The sequence below is a fragment of the Cupriavidus sp. 207A1 genome (assembly GCF_057798955.1).
Genome location: NZ_JBYOJO010000003.1, coordinates 457,383 through 476,003 on the forward strand (window position 1 = coordinate 457,383; position 18,621 = coordinate 476,003).

Genomic DNA, 18,621 nt, shown 5'->3' on the forward strand with positions numbered 1-18,621 from the left:
TTATCGGTCTATCCAGTCTTTTCATTACCGGCATCGGCTTCGCTCACTTACTGTTCAGGCTAGGGTCCAGCGATACGCCGCGAGTGCCGCGCGTGTTGCACGAGGCCAGTCCGCCCGCCCTCCAACGGCTTGTGAAAGGAAGAATCGAATGCTCAAACGCCTCTGGAAATCTCTTGGTGTCGCACTGGCCCTCTGTTGCGGCTTCGGCCCGGTCCATGCGCAGCCCGCCGCGCCCATCACGATGGGCCAGATCAACCTGACCTTCTATGCGGCCACGGGTGCCGTGATACAGGCCGTGCTCGAGGACCTTGGTCATGACGTCAAGGTGACGGAAGGCAACCATCCGGCCATTTACGAGCGCCTTGGCAAGGGCGAGGTCGACATGCTGGTCGCCTCCTGGCTGCCGCACGCGCATGGCAAGCTGCAGGCACCGCTTGCCAGCCAGCTGGTCGAGGCCGCCACCCTCTACGAGGGGGCCCGTCTGTACTGGGCGGTACCGGCCCATGTGCCGGCATCGGCGGTGCGTTCGGTTGACGACCTGAAGAAGCCCGATGTCATCGCCCGCATGGACAAGGAAATCGTCGGCGTGGGGCCGGGATCGGGCCTGATGGTCGGATCCGCGGAAATCATGCAGCGCTACGGCCTTGAAGCCGCCGGCTACCAGCTGAAGCTGGGCAAGCCCGACGAATGGGCCAAGCGGCTGGCGACCGCGACCGCGTCCGGCAAATGGATGGTGATGCCGTTGTGGCAGCCGCAGTACCTCAACGCGCTCTACCCGGTGCGCGTGCTCGACGAGCCGGCGGGAATCTTCGGTACCGACCGCGCGGTGGTCGTGGTCCGCAAGGCCGCCTGGGAATCATGGCCCGCGCGCACGCGTACCGTGGTGTCGCGGATCCAGCTGGGGATTCCGGTCGTGACGGAGCTGGAACGGCAGATCGTCGTCGACCGGAAGCCGCCGGCGGCTGTCGCGCGCGACTGGATGAAGGCAAATCCGGAGATTGTGCGCGCATGGTTTGCCTCGTGAACGTGCCGGTCGGGGCCCGGGCTTCTTTCATAGGTGGCGCGGCGCGAAAAGCAGTCCGGCGCCTGCGAGCCGGTGCCGACCACCGTCGCGATCCCCAGGATGGCGTCGAGCGTGATGCTCATTGTTGATCTGAAATCAAGACAGTTTGGTTTATAGACCACTTTTTGAGCAAGAGTTAAGCGGGCACACTGCGGTCCATTGCTTGTTGTTTCACGCCTTCGCAGGAAACCATCCATGCACGAACCGACCCGTCGCCCGCCGTTTGCCGGCAAGACGTTCGAAGTCCGCTACGGCGGGCTGACCGCAATCAACACCTATGCCGAAGACGGCATCCACATGCGCTACGAGATCACCGAAGGCGACTTCGCCGGTGCCACCGGCGAGGTCGCCTACACGTGGCGGCACGTAGCCGGCGAGATCTATGCGATCTCATGGCAGGAAGCCGACCGTGCCACGGTCGTCCACCTCGACGACTTTGCCGGCGGCACTTCGCGTTCGTTCTTCACCGCGCCGTCGCTGGACTTCTACCGGCTCGAAGGCAGCCTGCGCGCCCTCTGAACGGCGCCATCGAACGGGTTCGAACCCGTTGCGGTCGGCATCAATGCTTGATTTTGGATCAAATATTTTTGTCCAGTAACGGCGTTTATTTCATCAGTTTCTGCCGGCAGAATCTCCTCCAGATCAAACCGGTCCCCATCAAGGAGCACACCATGCGCAATATCCCCGCCTTCGGCCTCGGCACGTTCCGCCTGCAAGGCCAGGTTGTCATCGACTCGGTCCGCAACGGCCTCGAGCTCGGCTACCGCGCGATCGACACCGCCCAGATCTACGGCAACGAAGCGGACGTGGGCGAGGCGATCGCCGCTTCCGGCGTGCGCCGCGACGACCTGTTCCTGACGACGAAGATCTGGGTCGAAAACTACGCCCGCGACAAGCTCGTGCCCAGTCTCGAGCAAAGCCTGGCGAAGCTGCGCACGGACTACGTCGACCTGACCCTGATCCACTGGCCCGCGCCCGGCAACGGCGTGCCGCTCGAGGCCTACATGACCGCACTCGCCGAGGCGAAGGAAAAAGGCCTGACGCGGCAGATCGGCATCTCGAACTTCAACATCGACCTGACCAGGCAGGCGATCGCCGCGGTCGGCAAGGACGCGATCGCGACCAACCAGATCGAGCTGAGCCCCTATCTGCAGGGCCGCAAGTTGGTGGATTTCCTGCAGAAAGAGGGGATCCACGTCACGTCGTACATGACGCTGGCATACGGCAAGGTGCTGGGCGACCCGGTGATCGGCGCGATCGCGCAGCGACACCAGGCAACGCCGGCCCAGGTGGTGCTGGCCTGGGCGCTGCAGCTCGGCTACTCGGTGATCCCGTCGTCCACCAAGCGCGAGAACCTGGCCAGCAACCTGCTCGCGCAGACGCTGCGCCTGAGCGACGAGGACATGGCGCAGATCGCCGCGCTCGAGCGCAACGGCCGCGAAGTCAGCCCCGACGGCCTCGCGCCGCAATGGGACTGAACCCGCAGCGCCCCTTTTTCGTTCCGTCTTTCTTCGACCCGTCTTTCATCGATCCCTCCGCGGCCCGCAGGCCGCGGCTCCGATAGCACACGCACCATGACCCAGGATCCGCTGTTCCAATCGCTTCAACTCGGCGGGCTGATGCTGCCGAACCGCATCGTGATGCCGCCGATGACGCGCTCGCGCGCCAGCCAGCCCGGCGACGAGGCCAATGCACTGATGGCCGCGTACTACGCGCAGCGCGCGGGCGCAGGCCTGATCGTCAGCGAAGGCACCTACATCGCGCCGCTCGGCAAGGGCTATGCCTGGACGCCCGGCATCCACACGCCCGCGCAGGTGGCCGGATGGCGCAAGGTGACCGAGGCCGTGCACGCCGCCGGTGGCCACATCTTCGCGCAGCTCTGGCATGTGGGCCGGCTGAGCCACGAGAGCCTGCTCGGCGGGCAACAACCCGTGTCGTCGTCGCCGATCCAGGCGCAGGGCGTAAACGTGTTCATCGCCGGCGAGGACGGCAGCACGCCCGGCTTCGTCCAGGCCTCCGCGCCGCGCGCGCTGACCGTCGACGAGATCCGCGAAGTCGTGGACCAGTACCGCGCCGCCGCGCGCAACGCGATCGAGGCGGGTTTTGACGGCGTCGAGCTGCACGGCGCCAACGGCTACCTGGTGAACCAGTTCATCGACTCGAACGCGAACACGCGCACCGACGCCTACGGCGGGTCGCTGGAGAACCGCCTGCGTTTCCTGGGCGAAGTCGCGCAGGCGCTGGTCGAAGGCACGGGCGACGCGTCGCGCGTAGGGATCCGCCTGGCGCCGCTGACCACGCTGAACGGCTGCGTCGACGATGATCCCGAAACGACATACCTTGCCGCGGCCAGGCTGCTCGGTGAGCTCGGCGTCGGCTACCTCCATATCGCGGAAGCGGACTGGGACGATGCGCCGCTGATGCCGGCGGCATTCAAGCGTAAGCTGCGTGAAGCGTTCCCCGGCGTGCTGATCTATGCGGGCAAGTACACCGCGGAACGCGCGCGCGAAGCCATCGCCGCGGGCTGGGCCGACCTGATTGCCTTCGGCCGTCCGTTCGTCGCGAACCCGGACCTGCCCGAGCGCCTGCGCGTTGGCGCGCCGCTCGCGCAGCATGACCGCGGCACGCTCTTCGGTGGCGGTGCGCAAGGCCTGACCGACTACCCTACGCTGGCCGAAGCCGCAGCCTGAACGGAACCCGGAGATCGATGATGAAGACGACGTTCGCGAAACTCGCGTTGGCCGCCATGCTGCCGCTTGCCATGCACGCTGCCTCCGCGGCGGACTGGTATCCGTCCGCCTACGGGCAGAAGGATGAAATCGGCGCGGCGAACCTGCTGACCCCGGATGTGGTCAGGCAGGCCGTCACGCTGGTGAAGACCGGCAAGACCTACCCGCTGGCCGTACGGGTGGACAAGGACCTGCCCGCATTCCGCCACCGCAGCTTCCGGCTCTACAACGTGCAGGTGGGCCAGCAGGCTGGCAAGTCGCTGGGGCCCAACAAGTTCACCTTCAACGACGAACTCGTGAACGCGTGGACGGGTGTCGGCACACAGCTCAACGGCATCGGCCACATCGGCATCGACAACGTCTATTACAACGGCAACAAGGCGGCCGACTTTGTCGGCGTCGATGGCGTGAAGAAGCTCGGTGTCGAGAAGGTGCCGCCGATCGTCACCCGCGGCGTCGTGCTCGACATGACCGCGCACTATGGCAAGGCGATCGTCCCCGGCGGTACCGAGTTCACCGTCGCCGACATCCAGGCGGTTCTCAGGAAAGAGGGCCTGACCCTGCGCAAAGGGGATGTGGTGCTGTTCAACACGGGGTGGTTGGAGCTGGTCGGCAAGGACAACAAGCAGTTCCTGGAAGTGGAACCCGGGATCGGCATGGAAGCCGCGCAGTGGCTGGCCGACCAGGGCATCGTCGCGTTCGGCGGCGACACGTGGGCGTCCGAAGTCTATCCGAACCCGCGCGGCAATGAGGAGTTCCCGGTAAACCAGTACATGCTCGCCAAGCGCGGCATCTACAACCTGGAATTGATCGACAGCCGCGCACTCGTGCGTGACAAGGCGTGGGAGTTCCTCTTTGTGCTGGGTCAGCCGCTGTACGTGGGTTCCACGCAAGTCAACGTCAATCCGGTCGCCATCCGATGAACTCGAATACGGCTTACAAAAGCCACTGCGGCGAGTCCTGAGGACGCGCCGCCCTGCCTTCGGCGGAGTCGGACTTGCAGTTTGCATCTGCCAGGCCGCGCAGAAGCGTACTTAGTGCGTATCGTGCAATCCAAGCACATTGGCACCGATACGCGGATCGGTCGCACGTTCCAGTAGCTGTGGATGCGTGATGACCGTTACCTCCAGTGATCCGGTGCCGACCTCCATCGACAGGATATGGCCGCCGTACGTGTCGAAGCTGCTGTCGCCGGCCACGCCATGCGCATGGATCGACGGCTTGCCTTCCTTCCACGCCAGGCTGCCGACGATGCTGGCCATCTCCACGTTGCGGAAGGTGCGCGGGTTGAACTGCTTCTTCGCGGCATCCCAGAAGCCGAACGTGACGTTGGCGAAGCCGATCGCGGACAGGCTCGCGCTGGGCACCTTCTCGCAGAGGGCAAAGGCTTCGATCTGCTCGAACACGTTGTCGCCCATGCGCAGCACCAGCAGGTAGCCGGTGGGCGTCTTGATGTAGCGCGGCACGCGCTCGCGCGGGTAGTTCGGGTTCTGGGCACGGGCGTCCAGGGCCGCCTTGCATTCGGCGGAAGGCGCCGGCTGCGCCGCGGCTGGGGCGGGCATCAGGGCGATGGCGCCGACGGCGGTGGCCGCGGCGAGGCTGGCGAGCGCCCGGCGGGCGCGCAGGATTTGGCGAACGATGGTCATCTGTTGTCTCCGGTCTGGTTTGTTTGCGGTTGGGTGGGTGGCTACGGCAGGAAAACTACGAGGCGGGCGGATGCGGCGGCAGCAGGATGTCCGTGCCGACCGCGCGGATGTCGGTGTGGCCGCAGAAGGCCATGGTCAGGTCGAGTTCCTTGCGGATGATCTCCAGCGCCCGCGTCACGCCGGCCTGTCCCATGGCGCCCAGCCCGTACAACATCGGGCGGCCGATATAGACGCCCCTGGCGCCAAGTGCGACCGCCTTCAGCACGTCCTGCCCGGAGCGGATGCCGCCGTCCATATGGACTTCGATGCGTTCGCCCACGGCCTCGGCAATGGCGGGCAGGGCCCGGATCGATGCCGGCGCGCCGTCGAGCTGGCGGCCGCCGTGGTTGGACACGATCAGCGCATCCGCGCCCGACCGGCATGCCAGCCGCGCATCCTCGACATCCTGGATACCCTTGAGCACCAGCTTGCCGGGCCAGCGGCGGCGGATCCATGCCACGTCGTCCCAGTCCAGCGTCGGGTCGTACTGGCGGCTCGACCAGTCGGCCAGCGAGGTCATGTCGTCGACCCCCTGCACATGGCCGATGATGTTGCCGAAGGTGCGGCGGCGCGTGCCCAGCATGCCCAGGCACCAGCGCGGCTTGCCCATCATGTTGAGCAGGTTCCACGGCGTCAGGCGCGGCGGCGCCGACAGGCCGTTGCGCAGGTCCTTGTGGCGCTGCGCGCTGACCGGCAGGTCCAGCGTCAGCACCAGCGCCGGGCAGCCCGCGGCGCGGGCGCGGTCCATCAGGCGCTCGACGAAGGCGCGGTCGCGCATCACGTAGAGCTGGAACCAGAACGGATGGCCGCCGGTGGCCTCGGCCACGTCCTCGATCGAGCAGATGCTGACCGTGGACAGCGTGAACGGCACGCCGAAATCGCGCGCGGCGCGGGCGGCCAGGATCTCGCCGTCGGCGTGCTGCATGCCGGCCAGCCCGGTCGGGGCGATCGCCACCGGCATGGCGACGTCCTGGCCCAGCATGCGCGTGGCGACGCGGCGCTCGCCGATATCCACGGCCACGCGCTGGCGCAGCAGGATGCGGCCGAACTCGCGCTGGTTGGCGCGGTACGTGGACTCGGTCCACGAACCGGAGTCGGCGTATTCATAGAACATGCGCGGCACCCGCTGCCGGGCGAGCCGGCGCAGGTCCTCGATCTCGTTGATGGATGGCATCTTGTGTCCTGCAAGGAAGGAAGATGGAGCGCGCCCGGCCTCAGTGCAGCCATGCGGCCGGCACCAGGATCAGCTGCGGGAACAGCACGAACAGGAACATCAGCGCGGTCAGGCTCAGCAGGAACGGCCAGACGCCGCCGATCACGCTGTCCAGGCTGCAGCGCGATGTGCCCGCCACCACGTTGAGCACCGTGCCCACCGGCGGCGTCAGCAGGCCGATGGCGTTGTTGAGCACGAACATCACGCCGAAGTACACCGGGTCGATGCCTGCCTTGGTGATCACCGGCATCAGGATCGGGGTCATGATCAGCACCGTCGGCATCAGGTCGAGCGCGGTGCCCACCACGATCACCAGGACCATGATGACGAACATCAGCAGGATCTTGTTGTCGATGAACGGCTCGAGCAGGTCGGTCACCTGCGCCGGGATATTGGCGATGGTGATCAGCCAGGCCGACACCAGCGCGCAGGCCACCAGGAACAGCACCGTGGCGGAGGTCTTGGCCGCGGTGACGATCAGCTGCGGCAGCGCGCGCAGCTTCAGTTCGCCGTAGACGAAGCGGCCGACCACCATGGCGTAGACCACGGCCACCACCGCCGCCTCGGTCGGCGTGAACGCGCCGATCTTCATGCCGCCGATGATCACCACCGGCAGCACCAGGGCCCAGATGCCGTCGAGCGCGGCCCTGGCCAGGCGGCGGGCATCGAAGGGTTCGGTGGGCGCCAGCTTTTCCTTGCGTGCACAGAAGTGCCAGGTGACGGCGAGCGTCAGCGCCATCATCGCGCCGGGTGCGATGCCCGCGAGGAACAGCTTGGTGATCGACACCTGCGCGACCACGCCAAACACCACGATGGCGATCGACGGCGGGATCACCGGCGCGATGATGCCGCCCGCCGCGATCAGTCCCGCCGCGCGCGGCACGTTGTAGCCGGCGTTGCGCATCATCGGGATCAGCAGCGCGGCGACCGCGGCGGTATCGGCCACGGCCGAGCCGGAGATGCTGGCCACCACCGTCGCCGCGATGATCGCCACGTAGCCCAGGCCGCCGCGGACGTGCCCGACCGCCGCGTCGGCGACGCCCACGATGCGCCGTGACAGGCCGCCGGCATTCATCAGTTCGCCCGCCAGCATGAAGAACGGCACCGCCATCAGCGGATAGTTGTTGACGCCCTCGAGCATGTTCTGCGCGAGGATCTGCGTATCGAAGTTGCCCAGGTGCAGCATCAGCGCAACCCCGGATGCGAGCAGCGCAAAGGCGATGGGCATGCCGAGCGACATCGCGCCCAGCAGCGAGCCGACAAAGACAAAGATGGTCATGACAGGCTCCTTGCGCTTATTCGCCGGAGGCGCCGGACTGCGGCACCAGTTCATGCTGCGCCATGCGTCCGCTGGCGAGGCGCCACAGCCCGTGCAGCAGCATCGCCGCCATGCCCACGCTGCATACCAGCAGGCAGGCATAGACCACGCCCAGCGGCACGCCGGTGACGGGTGCGCGGTCGTCCATGCCGATCGCCACCAGCTGCCAGGCGCCGTGGGCCAGCAGCAGGCAGCAGCCCAGCGCGCCCGCGTCGGCGAGCAGGCGGCAGGCACGCTGCCCGGTCTCGCCCAGCCGCGATACCACGGTGGACATCCCCAGGTGGGCCTTGTCATGCATCACCAGCAGGGCGCCGGTCAGCGTCAGCCACATGAAGATGAAGCGCGAGGCTTCCTCGGAAAAGGCAATGCCGGAATTGAAGACGTAGCGCAGCACCACGTTGCCAAAGACCAGCACGATCATGGCGGCCATCATGGCGACCATCGCGCCCTGGATCAGGCGCAGCGTAATTCGGTTCATGATTGAAGACTCCTGGGTGGACGGGGTTCAGCGCAGGCTCGCCCCGGGCGTCCCGATCCGGTAAAAGCGCATGGCGTTGTCGTGCCACACCGCCTGCGCGGCGGCGTCGGGCAGGCCTTCCAGCGCGGCGGCGACGGTATTGACGATTTCATGCAGCGATGCGCGCAGCCCCGACACGGGCAGGTTGCTGGCGAACATGCAGCGCTGCCAGCCGAAGATCTCCAGCGCCTGGCGGATGACGGCGACATTGCCGGCGCGATCCCATGCCGCGCCCGGCAAGCCGAACTCGGACAGCTTCAGGTGCACGCCGGGCAGGCTGGCCAGGGCCGCCAGCCCGCGGCGCCAGCCGCACAGGCCCGTTTCGGTGCGGTCCCAGGGCAGGCCGGTGTGTTCCACCACCACGGCAAGCCCCGGCACCGCCGCGATCGCCTCGGCGGCTTCCTCCAGGTGCCACCACGGCACCCGCAGATCCCACGCCAGGCCGTGCTCCGCCAGCCGCTGCAACCCGGACAGCCAGCGCGGATCCTGCAGCGTGCCGCGCTGGCCGCGCACGCTGCCATCCGCCGCCTGGCTGGTGCGCGGCTTGCACCGCACGCCCCGCACCAGCGGGAAGGCCTGGTGCGCGCGCAGCTGTTCCGCCAGGGTCTCGCTGTTGAAGTCGGCATGCGCGACCACCGCATTGGGAAAACCGTGGCGCGCGTAGACCTGATGCAGCCACGCGGTCTCGGCCACCGATTCGTCGGCATGCCGCTCGGCTTCCACGTGGACGCTGGCGGCCAGCGGCAGGCCGTCCCACTGGCGCAGGTAGTCGGCCGGATCGAAGTCCTGCCGCAGCGCGGTGTAGTCGCCAAGAAAAAACGCTGCGGCGTCATACCGCTCCTGCAGCCAGGGATAGCGTGCCGGGCCAAGCCGCCACAGGTGGTGGTGGGCATCGACGATGGCAGCTGGCAATGTGGACGATGCGGACATGGCCGGCCTCCTAGCGCTGCGCGTCCATGGCGCGCAGCACGGCGTCGCCGTTCTTCTGCACGAACAGCTGGCGCGTCTCCTCGCGCACCACCTTGCGGATGCCGGCGTTGTCGGGATGCTCGTTGACCTGCACGCCCCTGGCGCGCAGCGTGGCAATCGCCGTGGCCTCGTTGTCAGCGTTCAGCTTGCGCTGGTAGGTGGCGGCGGCAGCGGCCTCTTCCAGCAGCACTTTCTGGTACTCGGGCCTGAGCGCGTCGAACTTCGCCTTGTTCATCAGCACCACCAGCGCGGTATAGGCATGGCGCGTCATCGACACGTACTTCTGCACCTCGTACATCTTGGCCGAGACCATCAGCGTGGGCGGATTCTCCTGGCCATCGACGGCGCCGGATTCCAGCGCGCCGAAGACTTCCGCGAACGGCATCGGCTGCGGGCTCGCGCCCAGCAACTGGAAGGCCTTGATATGCGACGGGTTGGGCGTGGTGCGGATCTTCAGGCCGCGGATGTCCTCGGCCTTGTTGACCGGGCGCTTGTTGTTGCCAAGGCTGCGGAAGCCGATCTCCCAGAAGGCCAGTCCCTTGATGCGGTGGGCGCCCAGCTCGTCCAGCAGCGAGCGGCCGATCGCGCCGTCCAGTACCTTGTAGGCCGACGGGCCGTCCTCGAACTGGTAGGGCAGGTCGAGCACGTTCAGGCGTGGGGCCAGGCCCGTGACAAAGGGATTGCCGGTGGCGCCGATATCGATGGTGCCGCTGCGCACGCCGGTGACCAGCGTGGTGTCGTTGCCGAGCTGGCTGTTGGCAAAGACCTGGATCTCGACGCCGCCCTGGGTGCGCTCCCTGACCTTCTTGCTGAAGGCGAGCGCCGCCAGGTGCTGCGAATCGGTTTCCGGAACGGTATGGGCGAAGCGCAGCTTTACCGGTGCCGGTGTCTGTGCCTGTGCCTGTGCCACGCCGGCAACGGACAATAGCGCTGCCAGCACGATATGCGGGATAACGTGTTTCATGGTGTCTCCTGGGTTTGTCATGCGGCCCGGTCGATGTGCGCCGGGCTCTCGGTGCCCCGTGCGGGGGCGGATATCAGGGCGGCGGATGCAGCAGGGCACGCCGGGCCAGACTGTCCATCAGTGCGCCGATGCCGAAGGTCCACGGCGGCAGCGCGTCGCTGGTGCCGACCCAGTTCACCAGGCCGCCGAGGCGCGGCGCGGAGACGCTGACGCGGTCGCCGAGGTGATGGGTAAAGCCGGCGCCAGCTGCGTCGCGATCCTGCACCGGCGCGAACAGCGTGCCGCAGAACAGCATCATGCCGTCGGGGTACTGGTGGTGCGCGCCCATTGCATGCGCCACCAGTTCCTGCGGCGAACGGCTGATCTGCGTCATCGCGCTGGCGCCATGCAGCACGAAGCCATCCTCGCCCTCGATGGTCAGGTCGATCTCGGTACGCGCGATCTCGTCGATGCCGAAATGCGCATCGCACAGCCGGATCCACGGGCCGATGCCGCAGGACGCGTTGTTGTCCTTGGCCTTGCCCAGCAGCAGCGCGCTGCGCCCCTCGAAGTCGCGCAGGTTGACGTCGTTGCCCAGCGCCGCGCCGACGATCTCGGCGCGCGGCGAGACCGCCAGCACCACCTCCGGCTCGGGGTTGTTCCAGGTCGATGCCGGATGCAGGCCGACATCCACGCCGGTGCCCACCGATGACAGCGGCGCGGCCTTGGTGAAGATCTCCGCGTCCGGGCCGATGCCGACTTCCAGGTATTGCGACCACAACCCTTGCGCGACCAGCACATCCTTGATGCGCATGGCTTCGGGCGAACCCGGGCGAATGGCGGCAAGGCCCGTGCCGATGATGGCGCTGACGCTCTCGCGCACCGCGGCGGCGCTGGCCGCGTCGCCGCGCGCGCGCTCCTCGATCACGCGCTCGACCAGGCTGGCGGCGAAGGTCACGCCGGCGGCCTTGACCACCTGCAGGTCGTTCGGCGCCAGCAGGTGGCGATGCTCGGGGTCCGGCCCGTGCGCGCAGGTCGCGTCGAGCCAGCCCTGCAGCGGGCCCAGCGAAGGCCCGACGGCCTGCCGCACGCGTTCGGCGCACTCAGGGAGTGCGAGCAGGCCGGCAATCGTGGGCGCGGTGGCCGTGATATCGAACAGCTCCGCGCCGCGCACTACTACCGTCACGGGGCCGCCGTGCGGGCCGGGCAGCCACGCGCGGCCCACCAGCAAGGCGCGGTCCGCGTCGCGCGGCAGGGTTTCCTCAACCGGGATGCGTCGTGTCATGTCACACCTTGACGTTGGCGTCCTTGACCACGCGCGCCCACTTGGCGCGCTCCGTGGCGATGAACTGCGCGAAGCGCGCCGCGCTGCCGCCGCCGTCCTCGGCACCGAAGCCGGCCAGCTTGCCCGCCACGTCGGGCAGCGCCAGCACCTTGTTCAGGTCGGCGTTCATGCGCTGGACCATGGGCGTGGGCAGCCCGGCGGGGCCGACCAGCCCGTACCAGGTGCCGGCATCGAAGCCGGGAAAACCCGATTCGGCCAGCGTGGGCACGTTGGGATAGCTGGCCGCGCGGCGCGAGCGGGTCTGCGCGATCGCCACCACCTTGCCGCCCTGGATCTGCGGCGTGGCGGAGGTCATGGTCTCGAAGCTGAAGTCGATCTGGCCGCCGATCAGGTCGGTCAGCATCGGCGCCGAGCCGCGATACGGCACATGCAGCGCATCCACGCCGGCGCGCAGCTTGAACATTTCCAGCGCCAGGTGCTGCGCCGCGCCGGCGCCGGACGAGCCGAAGGTGATCTTGCCCGGCTGGCCGCGGCACAGCGCGACCACGTCGGCCACCGAGCGCGCGCGCCCGCCGGTAGGGCAGATCAGCAGGTTGGGCGTGACGCCGACCAGCATGATCGGGGTGAAGTCCTTTTCCACCGAGTAGCCCAGCTTGGGGTACAGGCTGGGCGCGATGGCATGGTTGCTGATATTGGTCATCAGCAGTGTGGTGCCGTCCGGCGCCTGGCGCGCGGTGTACTCGGCGGCGACCACGCCGGCGGCGCCCGGCCGGTTCTCGACGATGACCGACACGCGCCACAGCGCCGACAGTTGCTGCGCGAGCACGCGCGCCATCACGTCGGTGCCGCCGCCGGGCGGGAAGCCGACGATGATGCGGATCGGACTGGTCGGCAGTGCCTGGGACCAGGCTGCCAGCGGCGTGGCCAGTGTGGCCGCGCCCGCGCAAAGGAAGGTGCGACGTCGCATGCGTAGTCTCCTGAGGTTGTTGTTGGTGTAGGGAAACGGCGGCGCCTTACAAGGACGCCTGCAGCAGCGCCAGGTAGTCCTGGGCGCTGGCCTCGCGCGGGTTGGTCTTGTGGCAGTGGTCGGCCAGCGCGTAGTCGACGACGCGCGGGAACAGCGCCGGATCGACGCCCATTTCGCGCAGGCCCGAGGGCAGGTCCAGGCGCCGGTTCATATCGGTGATGGCCGGGCCGATGGCGCTGGCATCGGGCAGTCCCATGGCCTGCGCGATGCGCCCCAGCTTGTCGTCGGCGCGCATCGACGGTGCGTCGGCGTTGAAGCGGATCACCGCCGGCAGCAGCACGGCGTTCAGGGTGCCGTGGTGCAGCGTGGGCATCAGCCCGCCGAGGGCGTGGCTCAGGCTGTGCACGCAGCCCAGCCCCTTTTGGAACGCGAGCGCGCCCTGCATCGATGCGCTCATCATGGCCAGGCGTGCGGCACGGTCCTGCGGATCCCGGCGCGCGCGCTCGATATGCAGCCAGGCGCGGCGCAGGCCATCGAGCGCGATGCCGTCGGCGGGCGGGTTGAAGGCCGGGGCCATGAAGGTTTCCAGGCAATGCGCGATGGCATCCATGCCGGTGGCCGCCGTCAGCATCGGCGGCAGGCCCAGTGTCAACTCCGGATCGCAGATTGCCACGCGCGGCACCAGGTACGGCGACAGCACGCCGACCTTGCGGCCGTCGTCGAGGATCAGCACGGCGCCGCGGCCGACTTCGCTGCCGGTGCCGGCGGTGGTGGGGATGGCGATCACCGGAGCGGTGGCAGCCGTGATGCGTGCCACGCCGCCCTCGATCGCGGCGAACTGGCGCAGCGGGCCGTCGTGGGTGGCGCAGACCGCCACCCCCTTGGCCAGGTCGATCGGCGAGCCGCCGCCCACCGCGATGATGCCGTCGCAACGGTACTCGCCATAGAGGCGCATGGCCTCGCGCATGGCGGCTTCGGTCGGGTTGGACGGCGTGCCGTCGAAGATCACCGCCTCGCAGCCGGGGCGCAGCTGCTCCAGCACGCGCTGCACGATGCCGGCGGCCTTGACGCCGGCATCGGTAACCACCAGCGGGCGCGTGATGCCGATGCGCTCGCATTCCTGGGCCAGCAGCCCGATCGCGCCGAAGTCGATCTGGATCTGGGTGATGTAGTTGATCAGGGCCATCTTGTCTCCATGCTGTGTGGGGTGCGCCGTGTGCCCCGGAGGGCGGGCCGGCTGCATTGGTGACGAAGTCTAGGAACAAGGCCCGCGGGTCACAACGTGGATTTACTTGAAGGCAGCCCAAGAAAAACTCACAGCAGCGGACGCCTAGTTTTTCTTGAAACGGCGCTGAGATTTTCTCGTTTTGCGGCGCGCGGCGCGGGCCCTAGACTGGCGCAGACCAGCCGGACTCCGGACCATCGCCCGCACCATCCGGGCCTCCTCCACACCAACGACAACCATGAGACAACCGATTCTGATCGAACGCGACGCGCAGGTCGCCACCATCACGCTGAACAACCCGGACAAGCTCAATGCCATGGACCTGTCCATGTGGCAGGGCCTGACCGAAGCCATCCAGGTCCTGTCGGCCGACGACACGCTGCGCTGCGTGGTGCTGCGCGGCGCCGGCGACAAGGCCTTCGCCGCCGGCGCCGACATCGCCGAGTTCGACACCATGCGCGCCAACGCCGCGCAGGCGCAGCAATATGGCGAGATCACCAACGCCACCATGCGCGCCATCGCCGAATGCCGGCACCCGACCGTCGCGCTGATCCAGGGCGCCTGCGTCGGCGGCGGGCTGGAGATCGCGTCGATGTGCGACCTGCGCATCTGCGGCAGGTCGAGCCGCTTCGGCGTGCCGGTCAACCGGCTTGGGCTGGTGATGTCGTATGGCGAACTCGGCGGGCTGGTGGCGCTGGCGGGACCCGCGACCGCGCTCGAGATTGTGCTGGAAGGCCGCGTGTTCGACGCCGACGAGGCCCTGCACAAGCGCCTGGTCAACCGCGTGGTGGCGGACGAGGCCGTGCCGGACGAAGCCTACGCGGCGGCACGGCGCATTGCCGCCGGCGCGCCGCTGGTGGCGCGCTGGCACAAGCAGTTCGTGCGCCGGCTGCTCGATCCCGCGCCGCTGCGTCCGGAAGAGCATGCCGAGTCCTATGCCTGCTTCGATACCGAGGATTTCCGCATCGGGCACCGCGCCTTTATCGACAAGAGCCGGCCGCAGTTCGTGGGCCGTTGACAGCACCTTTTTTCCAGACACCGCGGCGCCGCCATTCCCATGCGGCCGCCTCAACCTCAGGTGGTATCCATGAATTTGCCGTTATCGAAAATCAAGGTCCTGGACGTCAGCCAGATCATGGCGGGTCCGTTCTGCTGCATGCTGCTGGGCGACATGGGCGCCGACGTCATCAAGGTCGAGGCGCCGGGTGCCGGCGACCAGACCCGCAAGTCGATGGGCTTCCGGCTCAAGGGCGAAGACAGCGGCGGCTTCCTGGCGCTGAACCGCAACAAGCGCAGTGTCGAGATCGACCTGAAGAACCCGGCGGGCCTCGAGGCCTTCTATGAACTGGTGCGCGGTGCCGACGTGCTGGTGGAAAACAACCGTCCAGGCGTGGCTGCCCGCCTGAAGATCGACTATGCGGTGCTGCGCGAGATCAACCCGCGCCTGGTCTATGCCAGCATCTCCGGCTTCGGCCAGACCGGGCCGTGGTCGCGGCGCCCTGGGCTGGACCTGATCGCGCAGGCCATGTCGGGCGTGATGAGCGTCATGGGGCATCCGGACGCGCCGCCGGTCAAGGCCAGCGTGCCGATCGCCGACCTGGGGGCGGGGCTGTTCACCGCCTATGGCGTCCTGAGCGCACTGATGGGGCGCGAGCATACCGGGCAGGGGCAATACGTGGATGCGTCGCTGTTCGAGACGGCGCTGGGACTGTCGGTATGGGAGTCGGCCGAGTTCTGGGGCACCGGCGACGTGCCGGTGCCGATCGGCAGCGCCAACCGCATGAGCGCGCCGTACCAGGCGGTGCGGGCCGCCGACCGGCACTTTGTCATCGGCGCGGCCAACCCCAAGCTGTGGGCCGCGCTGTGCGAGGTGATCGAGCGGCCCGACCTGCTGGCCGATCCGCGCTTTACCGACAACGCCGCCCGCATCCGCAACCGCGCCGCGCTGATCCCTGAAATTGAGGCAGAATTCGCGCGCAAGCCGGCGGCGCAGTGGGTCGATGCGCTGCTGGCGGCCGGTGTGCCGGCGGCGCCGATCTTCACCTACGACGAAGCGCTGGCCAGCGAGCAGGCGGTGGCGCGGGACATGGTGCTGGAGATCGATCACCCGGTCGAAGGGCGGGTCAAGGCGCTCGGATTCCCGGTCAAGCTGAGCGGCACGCCGCAGCAGGTGCGCTATCCGGCGCCGCTGCTTGGCCAGCATACCGACGAGGTGCTGGGCGAGTTTGGCCTGGACGCGGCCACCGTCACGCGGTTGCGTGCGCAGGGGGCGTTCGGCGCACCGGCCCGCGCACAGGAACTGGAACGCGGCGCTGCCTGAGCGCAGCCGCGGTCATCATCTATACCGATAAGAGACAGGAGACAACCATGACGATGTCATGTTCGCGGATGCGGCGCTGGGCGATGCCGGCGGCCGTGGTGCTGGGACTGCTGGGTGGTACGGCCACGGCGAGTGCGGAAACCTACCCCAGCCGGCGCATTGAACTGATCGTGCCGTGGCAGGCAGGCGGCGGGGCGGACGTGGTGGCGCGCGCGCTGGCTGCCGCGGCCGCGAAACACCTGCCACAGCCGATCGTCGTGATCAACAAGCCGGGTGCCACTGGCTCGGTAGGCCTGGGCGAAGTGGTCAACGCGAAGCCGGACGGGTACAAGCTGGTGCTGTCGTCCAGCGAGCTGACCTTCCTGAATTACCTCGGGCTGGCCAAGTTCACCTACCAGGACCTGGTTCCCATTGCACGCCTGAACGCGGACCCGGCCGCCGTGGCGGTGCGGGCCGATGCACCGTGGACCACGATCGAGCAGTTTGTCGCCGATGCGCGCAAGCCGGATGCCAATATCCGCGTGGGTAACGCGGGGCAGGGCTCCGCGTGGCATATGGCGGCCGCCGCGCTGGCCGACAAGACTGGCGCGAAGTTCAACCATATCCCCTATGCCGGCGGCGCTCCCGCCACGCTCGCGCTGCTGGGCGGGCATATCGATGCGGTCACGGTCAGCACGGCGGAGGTCTTTACGCACGTGGCCGCGGGCAAGCTCAAGGTGCTGGCGGTGATGGCCGACAAGCGGGTCAGCGGCTTCGACAACGTGCCCACGCTGAAGGAGCGCAATATCGACCTGTCGATGGGCATCTGGCGCGGTATTTCGGCACCGAAGGGCACGCCGCCCGAGGTGATCGCGGTGCTGAAGACGGCGATCGCGAAATCCGTGCAGGAGCCGGTGATGCGCCAGACGCTGGAGAAGCTGCATTTCAGCACCGATACCTATGCCGATGACGTGACGCTGCAGGCCGCCATGGTGAAGGAGTCAGCGCAGTTCAGGCAGCTTGCCAGCCGCATCAGCGTCAAGGAGTAGGCCCATGCGCGACACACCCGCGGAGGGCGCGGCGTCCGTCGGGCCCTTTATCGACGCGCACCAGCATTTCTGGGACCTGCAGCGCAACCCGTACCCGTGGCTGCAGGACGAGACGGTGCCGAACTTCCGCTATGGCGATTACTCGGCGCTGCGCAGGAGCTATCTGCCCGAGGATCTCGCCCGCGATACGGCTGGCTGCGCGCCGGTGAAGACGGTGCATGTCGAGGCCGAATGGGCGCGCGCCAATCCCGTCGACGAGACCGCCTGGCTGGCGCAGCTCGCCGCACGGACGGGACGGCCAACGGTGATCGTCGGCCATGCCCAGCTTGACCGCGGCGATGTCGAGGAAGTGCTTGCGGGCCATGCCGCCTGCGCCATGATGCGCGGCATTCGCAACAAGCCGGTGACCGCCGCGCGGCGCGAGGATGCGCGGCGCGGCGTGCCGGGATCGATGGACGATGCGCGCTGGCGGCATGGCTATGCCTTGCTGGCCCGGCACGGCATGTCCTTCGACCTGCAGGCGCCGTGGTGGAACCTGGATCAGGCGGCCGCGCTGGCACGGGATTTCCCGGGCACGCAGCTGATCCTGAACCATACCGGGCTGCCGGCCGATCGCAGTGAAGCCGGCCTGGCCGGCTGGCGCGCCGCGATGGCCGAGCTGGCCGGGCAGCCCAATGTCGCCGTGAAGATCTCGGGCCTGGGATTGCCGGGCAAGCCGTGGACGCAGGCTGACAACGTGCCCGTGATCCGCGACGCCATCGCCATCTTCGGCGCGGAACGCTGCATGTTCGCCAGCAACTATCCGGTGGACAGCCTGGTGGCAAGCTACGACACCATCGTGGCAGGCTTCCGCGCCGCCATTGCCATCTATCCGCCCGAACAGCAGCGCGCGCTGTGGCACGACAACGCCGCTCGCTTTTATCGCCTGTAGCCTGAAAGGAACCCTGATGAATAACGGATTGCAACCTGGCGCAACCTGCGCACGCACGCTGACGGTGGACCGCCAGCGCACCATCGATTTTCTTGGCGAGAGCCTGCGCATCTACGCCACGCCCGAGCTGGTACGCGATATCGAACAGACCTGCCTCGATTTCCTGCAAGGCTTTCTCGAGGATGGCGAAAGCTCGGTGGGCGCTGAGGTGTCGGTGCAACACACCGGTGCCACGCCGCTGGGCGGCGAGCTGCGCATCCACGCCGAGGTCACGGCCATCGATGGCCGCAGTGTCACCTTCAGCGTGACGGCCGACGATGCGGTGGAGCGGGTTTGCAGCGGCACGCATCGCCGCTTCGTGGTCGATGTCGAGCGCTTGCGCGCACGCGTGCAGAAAAAGACGGCATCGATGCCCGCCGCGGCCTGAC

Annotated in this window: 19 protein-coding genes; 10 read left to right on the forward strand and 9 right to left on the reverse strand. The window is 67.9% G+C overall.

The features are described 5' to 3' along the window. Positions 1-241 precede the first annotated feature (241 nt). From AC3FMM_RS07745 to AC3FMM_RS07765, 5 genes are all read left to right on the forward strand, one after another. Positions 242-1,024, forward strand: coding sequence for a glycine betaine ABC transporter substrate-binding protein (locus tag AC3FMM_RS07745; RefSeq protein WP_488686372.1), 783 nt, complete (start codon positions 242-244; stop codon positions 1,022-1,024). Positions 1,025-1,258: 234 nt separating this feature from the next. Then, on the forward strand, positions 1,259-1,582 hold the full coding sequence (locus AC3FMM_RS07750) for a MoaF-related domain-containing protein (protein ID WP_488686373.1): 324 nt from the start codon (positions 1,259-1,261) through the stop codon (positions 1,580-1,582). A gap of 152 nt (positions 1,583-1,734) precedes the next feature. Continuing rightward, positions 1,735-2,541: a 2,5-didehydrogluconate reductase DkgB gene (gene dkgB / locus AC3FMM_RS07755; RefSeq protein WP_116312642.1), complete on the forward strand. Its 807-nt coding sequence runs from the start codon at positions 1,735-1,737 to the stop codon at positions 2,539-2,541. Positions 2,542-2,637: 96 nt separating this feature from the next. Further along, the gene (locus AC3FMM_RS07760; protein WP_115709649.1) at positions 2,638-3,753 is read left to right on the forward strand and encodes an alkene reductase; all 1,116 of its coding nucleotides are present in this window, start codon (positions 2,638-2,640) and stop codon (positions 3,751-3,753) included. Between the two features lie 20 nt (positions 3,754-3,773). After that, the gene (locus tag AC3FMM_RS07765) at positions 3,774-4,715 is read left to right on the forward strand and encodes a cyclase family protein (RefSeq protein ID WP_488686410.1); all 942 of its coding nucleotides are present in this window, start codon (positions 3,774-3,776) and stop codon (positions 4,713-4,715) included. A 111-nt stretch (positions 4,716-4,826) separates the two neighbouring features. Here AC3FMM_RS07765 and AC3FMM_RS07770 read toward each other — a convergent pair whose 3' ends face one another. The 9 genes from AC3FMM_RS07770 to AC3FMM_RS07810 form a co-directional block, all read right to left on the reverse strand. After that, the gene (locus tag AC3FMM_RS07770; protein WP_488686375.1) at positions 4,827-5,438 is read right to left on the reverse strand and encodes a PPC domain-containing DNA-binding protein; all 612 of its coding nucleotides are present in this window, start codon (positions 5,436-5,438) and stop codon (positions 4,827-4,829) included. Positions 5,439-5,493: 55 nt separating this feature from the next. Further along, positions 5,494-6,651 (reverse strand): alpha-hydroxy acid oxidase, encoded by a 1,158-nt coding sequence (locus AC3FMM_RS07775; RefSeq protein WP_488686376.1) that lies wholly within the window; start codon positions 6,649-6,651, stop codon positions 5,494-5,496. 40 nt (positions 6,652-6,691) lie between these two features. Then, positions 6,692-7,969: a TRAP transporter large permease gene (locus AC3FMM_RS07780; protein WP_116312640.1), complete on the reverse strand. Its 1,278-nt coding sequence runs from the start codon at positions 7,967-7,969 to the stop codon at positions 6,692-6,694. 16 nt (positions 7,970-7,985) lie between these two features. Next, positions 7,986-8,486 carry a TRAP transporter small permease gene (locus tag AC3FMM_RS07785; RefSeq protein WP_116312639.1) on the reverse strand — a complete coding sequence of 167 codons (501 nt, stop codon included), beginning with the start codon at positions 8,484-8,486 and terminating at the stop codon, positions 7,986-7,988. Between the two features lie 27 nt (positions 8,487-8,513). Then, positions 8,514-9,455 (reverse strand): amidohydrolase family protein, encoded by a 942-nt coding sequence (locus tag AC3FMM_RS07790; protein WP_488686377.1) that lies wholly within the window; start codon positions 9,453-9,455, stop codon positions 8,514-8,516. 10 nt (positions 9,456-9,465) lie between these two features. Continuing rightward, a complete protein-coding gene (locus AC3FMM_RS07795; protein ID WP_116312637.1) occupies positions 9,466-10,458 on the reverse strand; it encodes a DctP family TRAP transporter solute-binding subunit in 993 nt (330 codons plus the stop codon). 73 nt (positions 10,459-10,531) lie between these two features. After that, positions 10,532-11,722, reverse strand: coding sequence for a fumarylacetoacetate hydrolase family protein (locus tag AC3FMM_RS07800; protein WP_488686378.1), 1,191 nt, complete (start codon positions 11,720-11,722; stop codon positions 10,532-10,534). A gap of 1 nt (position 11,723) precedes the next feature. Continuing rightward, complete coding sequence (locus AC3FMM_RS07805; protein ID WP_488686379.1) at positions 11,724-12,689, reverse strand: Bug family tripartite tricarboxylate transporter substrate binding protein; 966 nt, start codon at positions 12,687-12,689, stop codon at positions 11,724-11,726. A 46-nt stretch (positions 12,690-12,735) separates the two neighbouring features. Further along, positions 12,736-13,875: an iron-containing alcohol dehydrogenase gene (locus AC3FMM_RS07810; RefSeq protein WP_488686380.1), complete on the reverse strand. Its 1,140-nt coding sequence runs from the start codon at positions 13,873-13,875 to the stop codon at positions 12,736-12,738. A 277-nt stretch (positions 13,876-14,152) separates the two neighbouring features. On the opposite strand from AC3FMM_RS07810, the gene AC3FMM_RS07815 reads away from it, so the two are divergent. The 5 genes from AC3FMM_RS07815 to AC3FMM_RS07835 all read left to right on the forward strand — a co-directional run bounded on the left by AC3FMM_RS07815 (position 14,153) and on the right by AC3FMM_RS07835 (position 18,620). Next, complete coding sequence (locus AC3FMM_RS07815) at positions 14,153-14,932, forward strand: enoyl-CoA hydratase-related protein (RefSeq protein WP_488686381.1); 780 nt, start codon at positions 14,153-14,155, stop codon at positions 14,930-14,932. A 69-nt stretch (positions 14,933-15,001) separates the two neighbouring features. Then, positions 15,002-16,234: a CaiB/BaiF CoA transferase family protein gene (locus tag AC3FMM_RS07820; RefSeq protein ID WP_488686382.1), complete on the forward strand. Its 1,233-nt coding sequence runs from the start codon at positions 15,002-15,004 to the stop codon at positions 16,232-16,234. A 53-nt stretch (positions 16,235-16,287) separates the two neighbouring features. Beyond that, positions 16,288-17,262, forward strand: a complete 975-nt coding sequence (locus tag AC3FMM_RS07825; protein ID WP_115711662.1) for a Bug family tripartite tricarboxylate transporter substrate binding protein — start codon at positions 16,288-16,290, stop codon at positions 17,260-17,262. A 4-nt stretch (positions 17,263-17,266) separates the two neighbouring features. Then, complete coding sequence (locus AC3FMM_RS07830; RefSeq protein ID WP_488686383.1) at positions 17,267-18,193, forward strand: amidohydrolase family protein; 927 nt, start codon at positions 17,267-17,269, stop codon at positions 18,191-18,193. A gap of 16 nt (positions 18,194-18,209) precedes the next feature. Continuing rightward, the gene (locus AC3FMM_RS07835) at positions 18,210-18,620 is read left to right on the forward strand and encodes a thioesterase family protein (RefSeq protein ID WP_488686384.1); all 411 of its coding nucleotides are present in this window, start codon (positions 18,210-18,212) and stop codon (positions 18,618-18,620) included. Position 18,621: the final 1 nt, after the last annotated feature.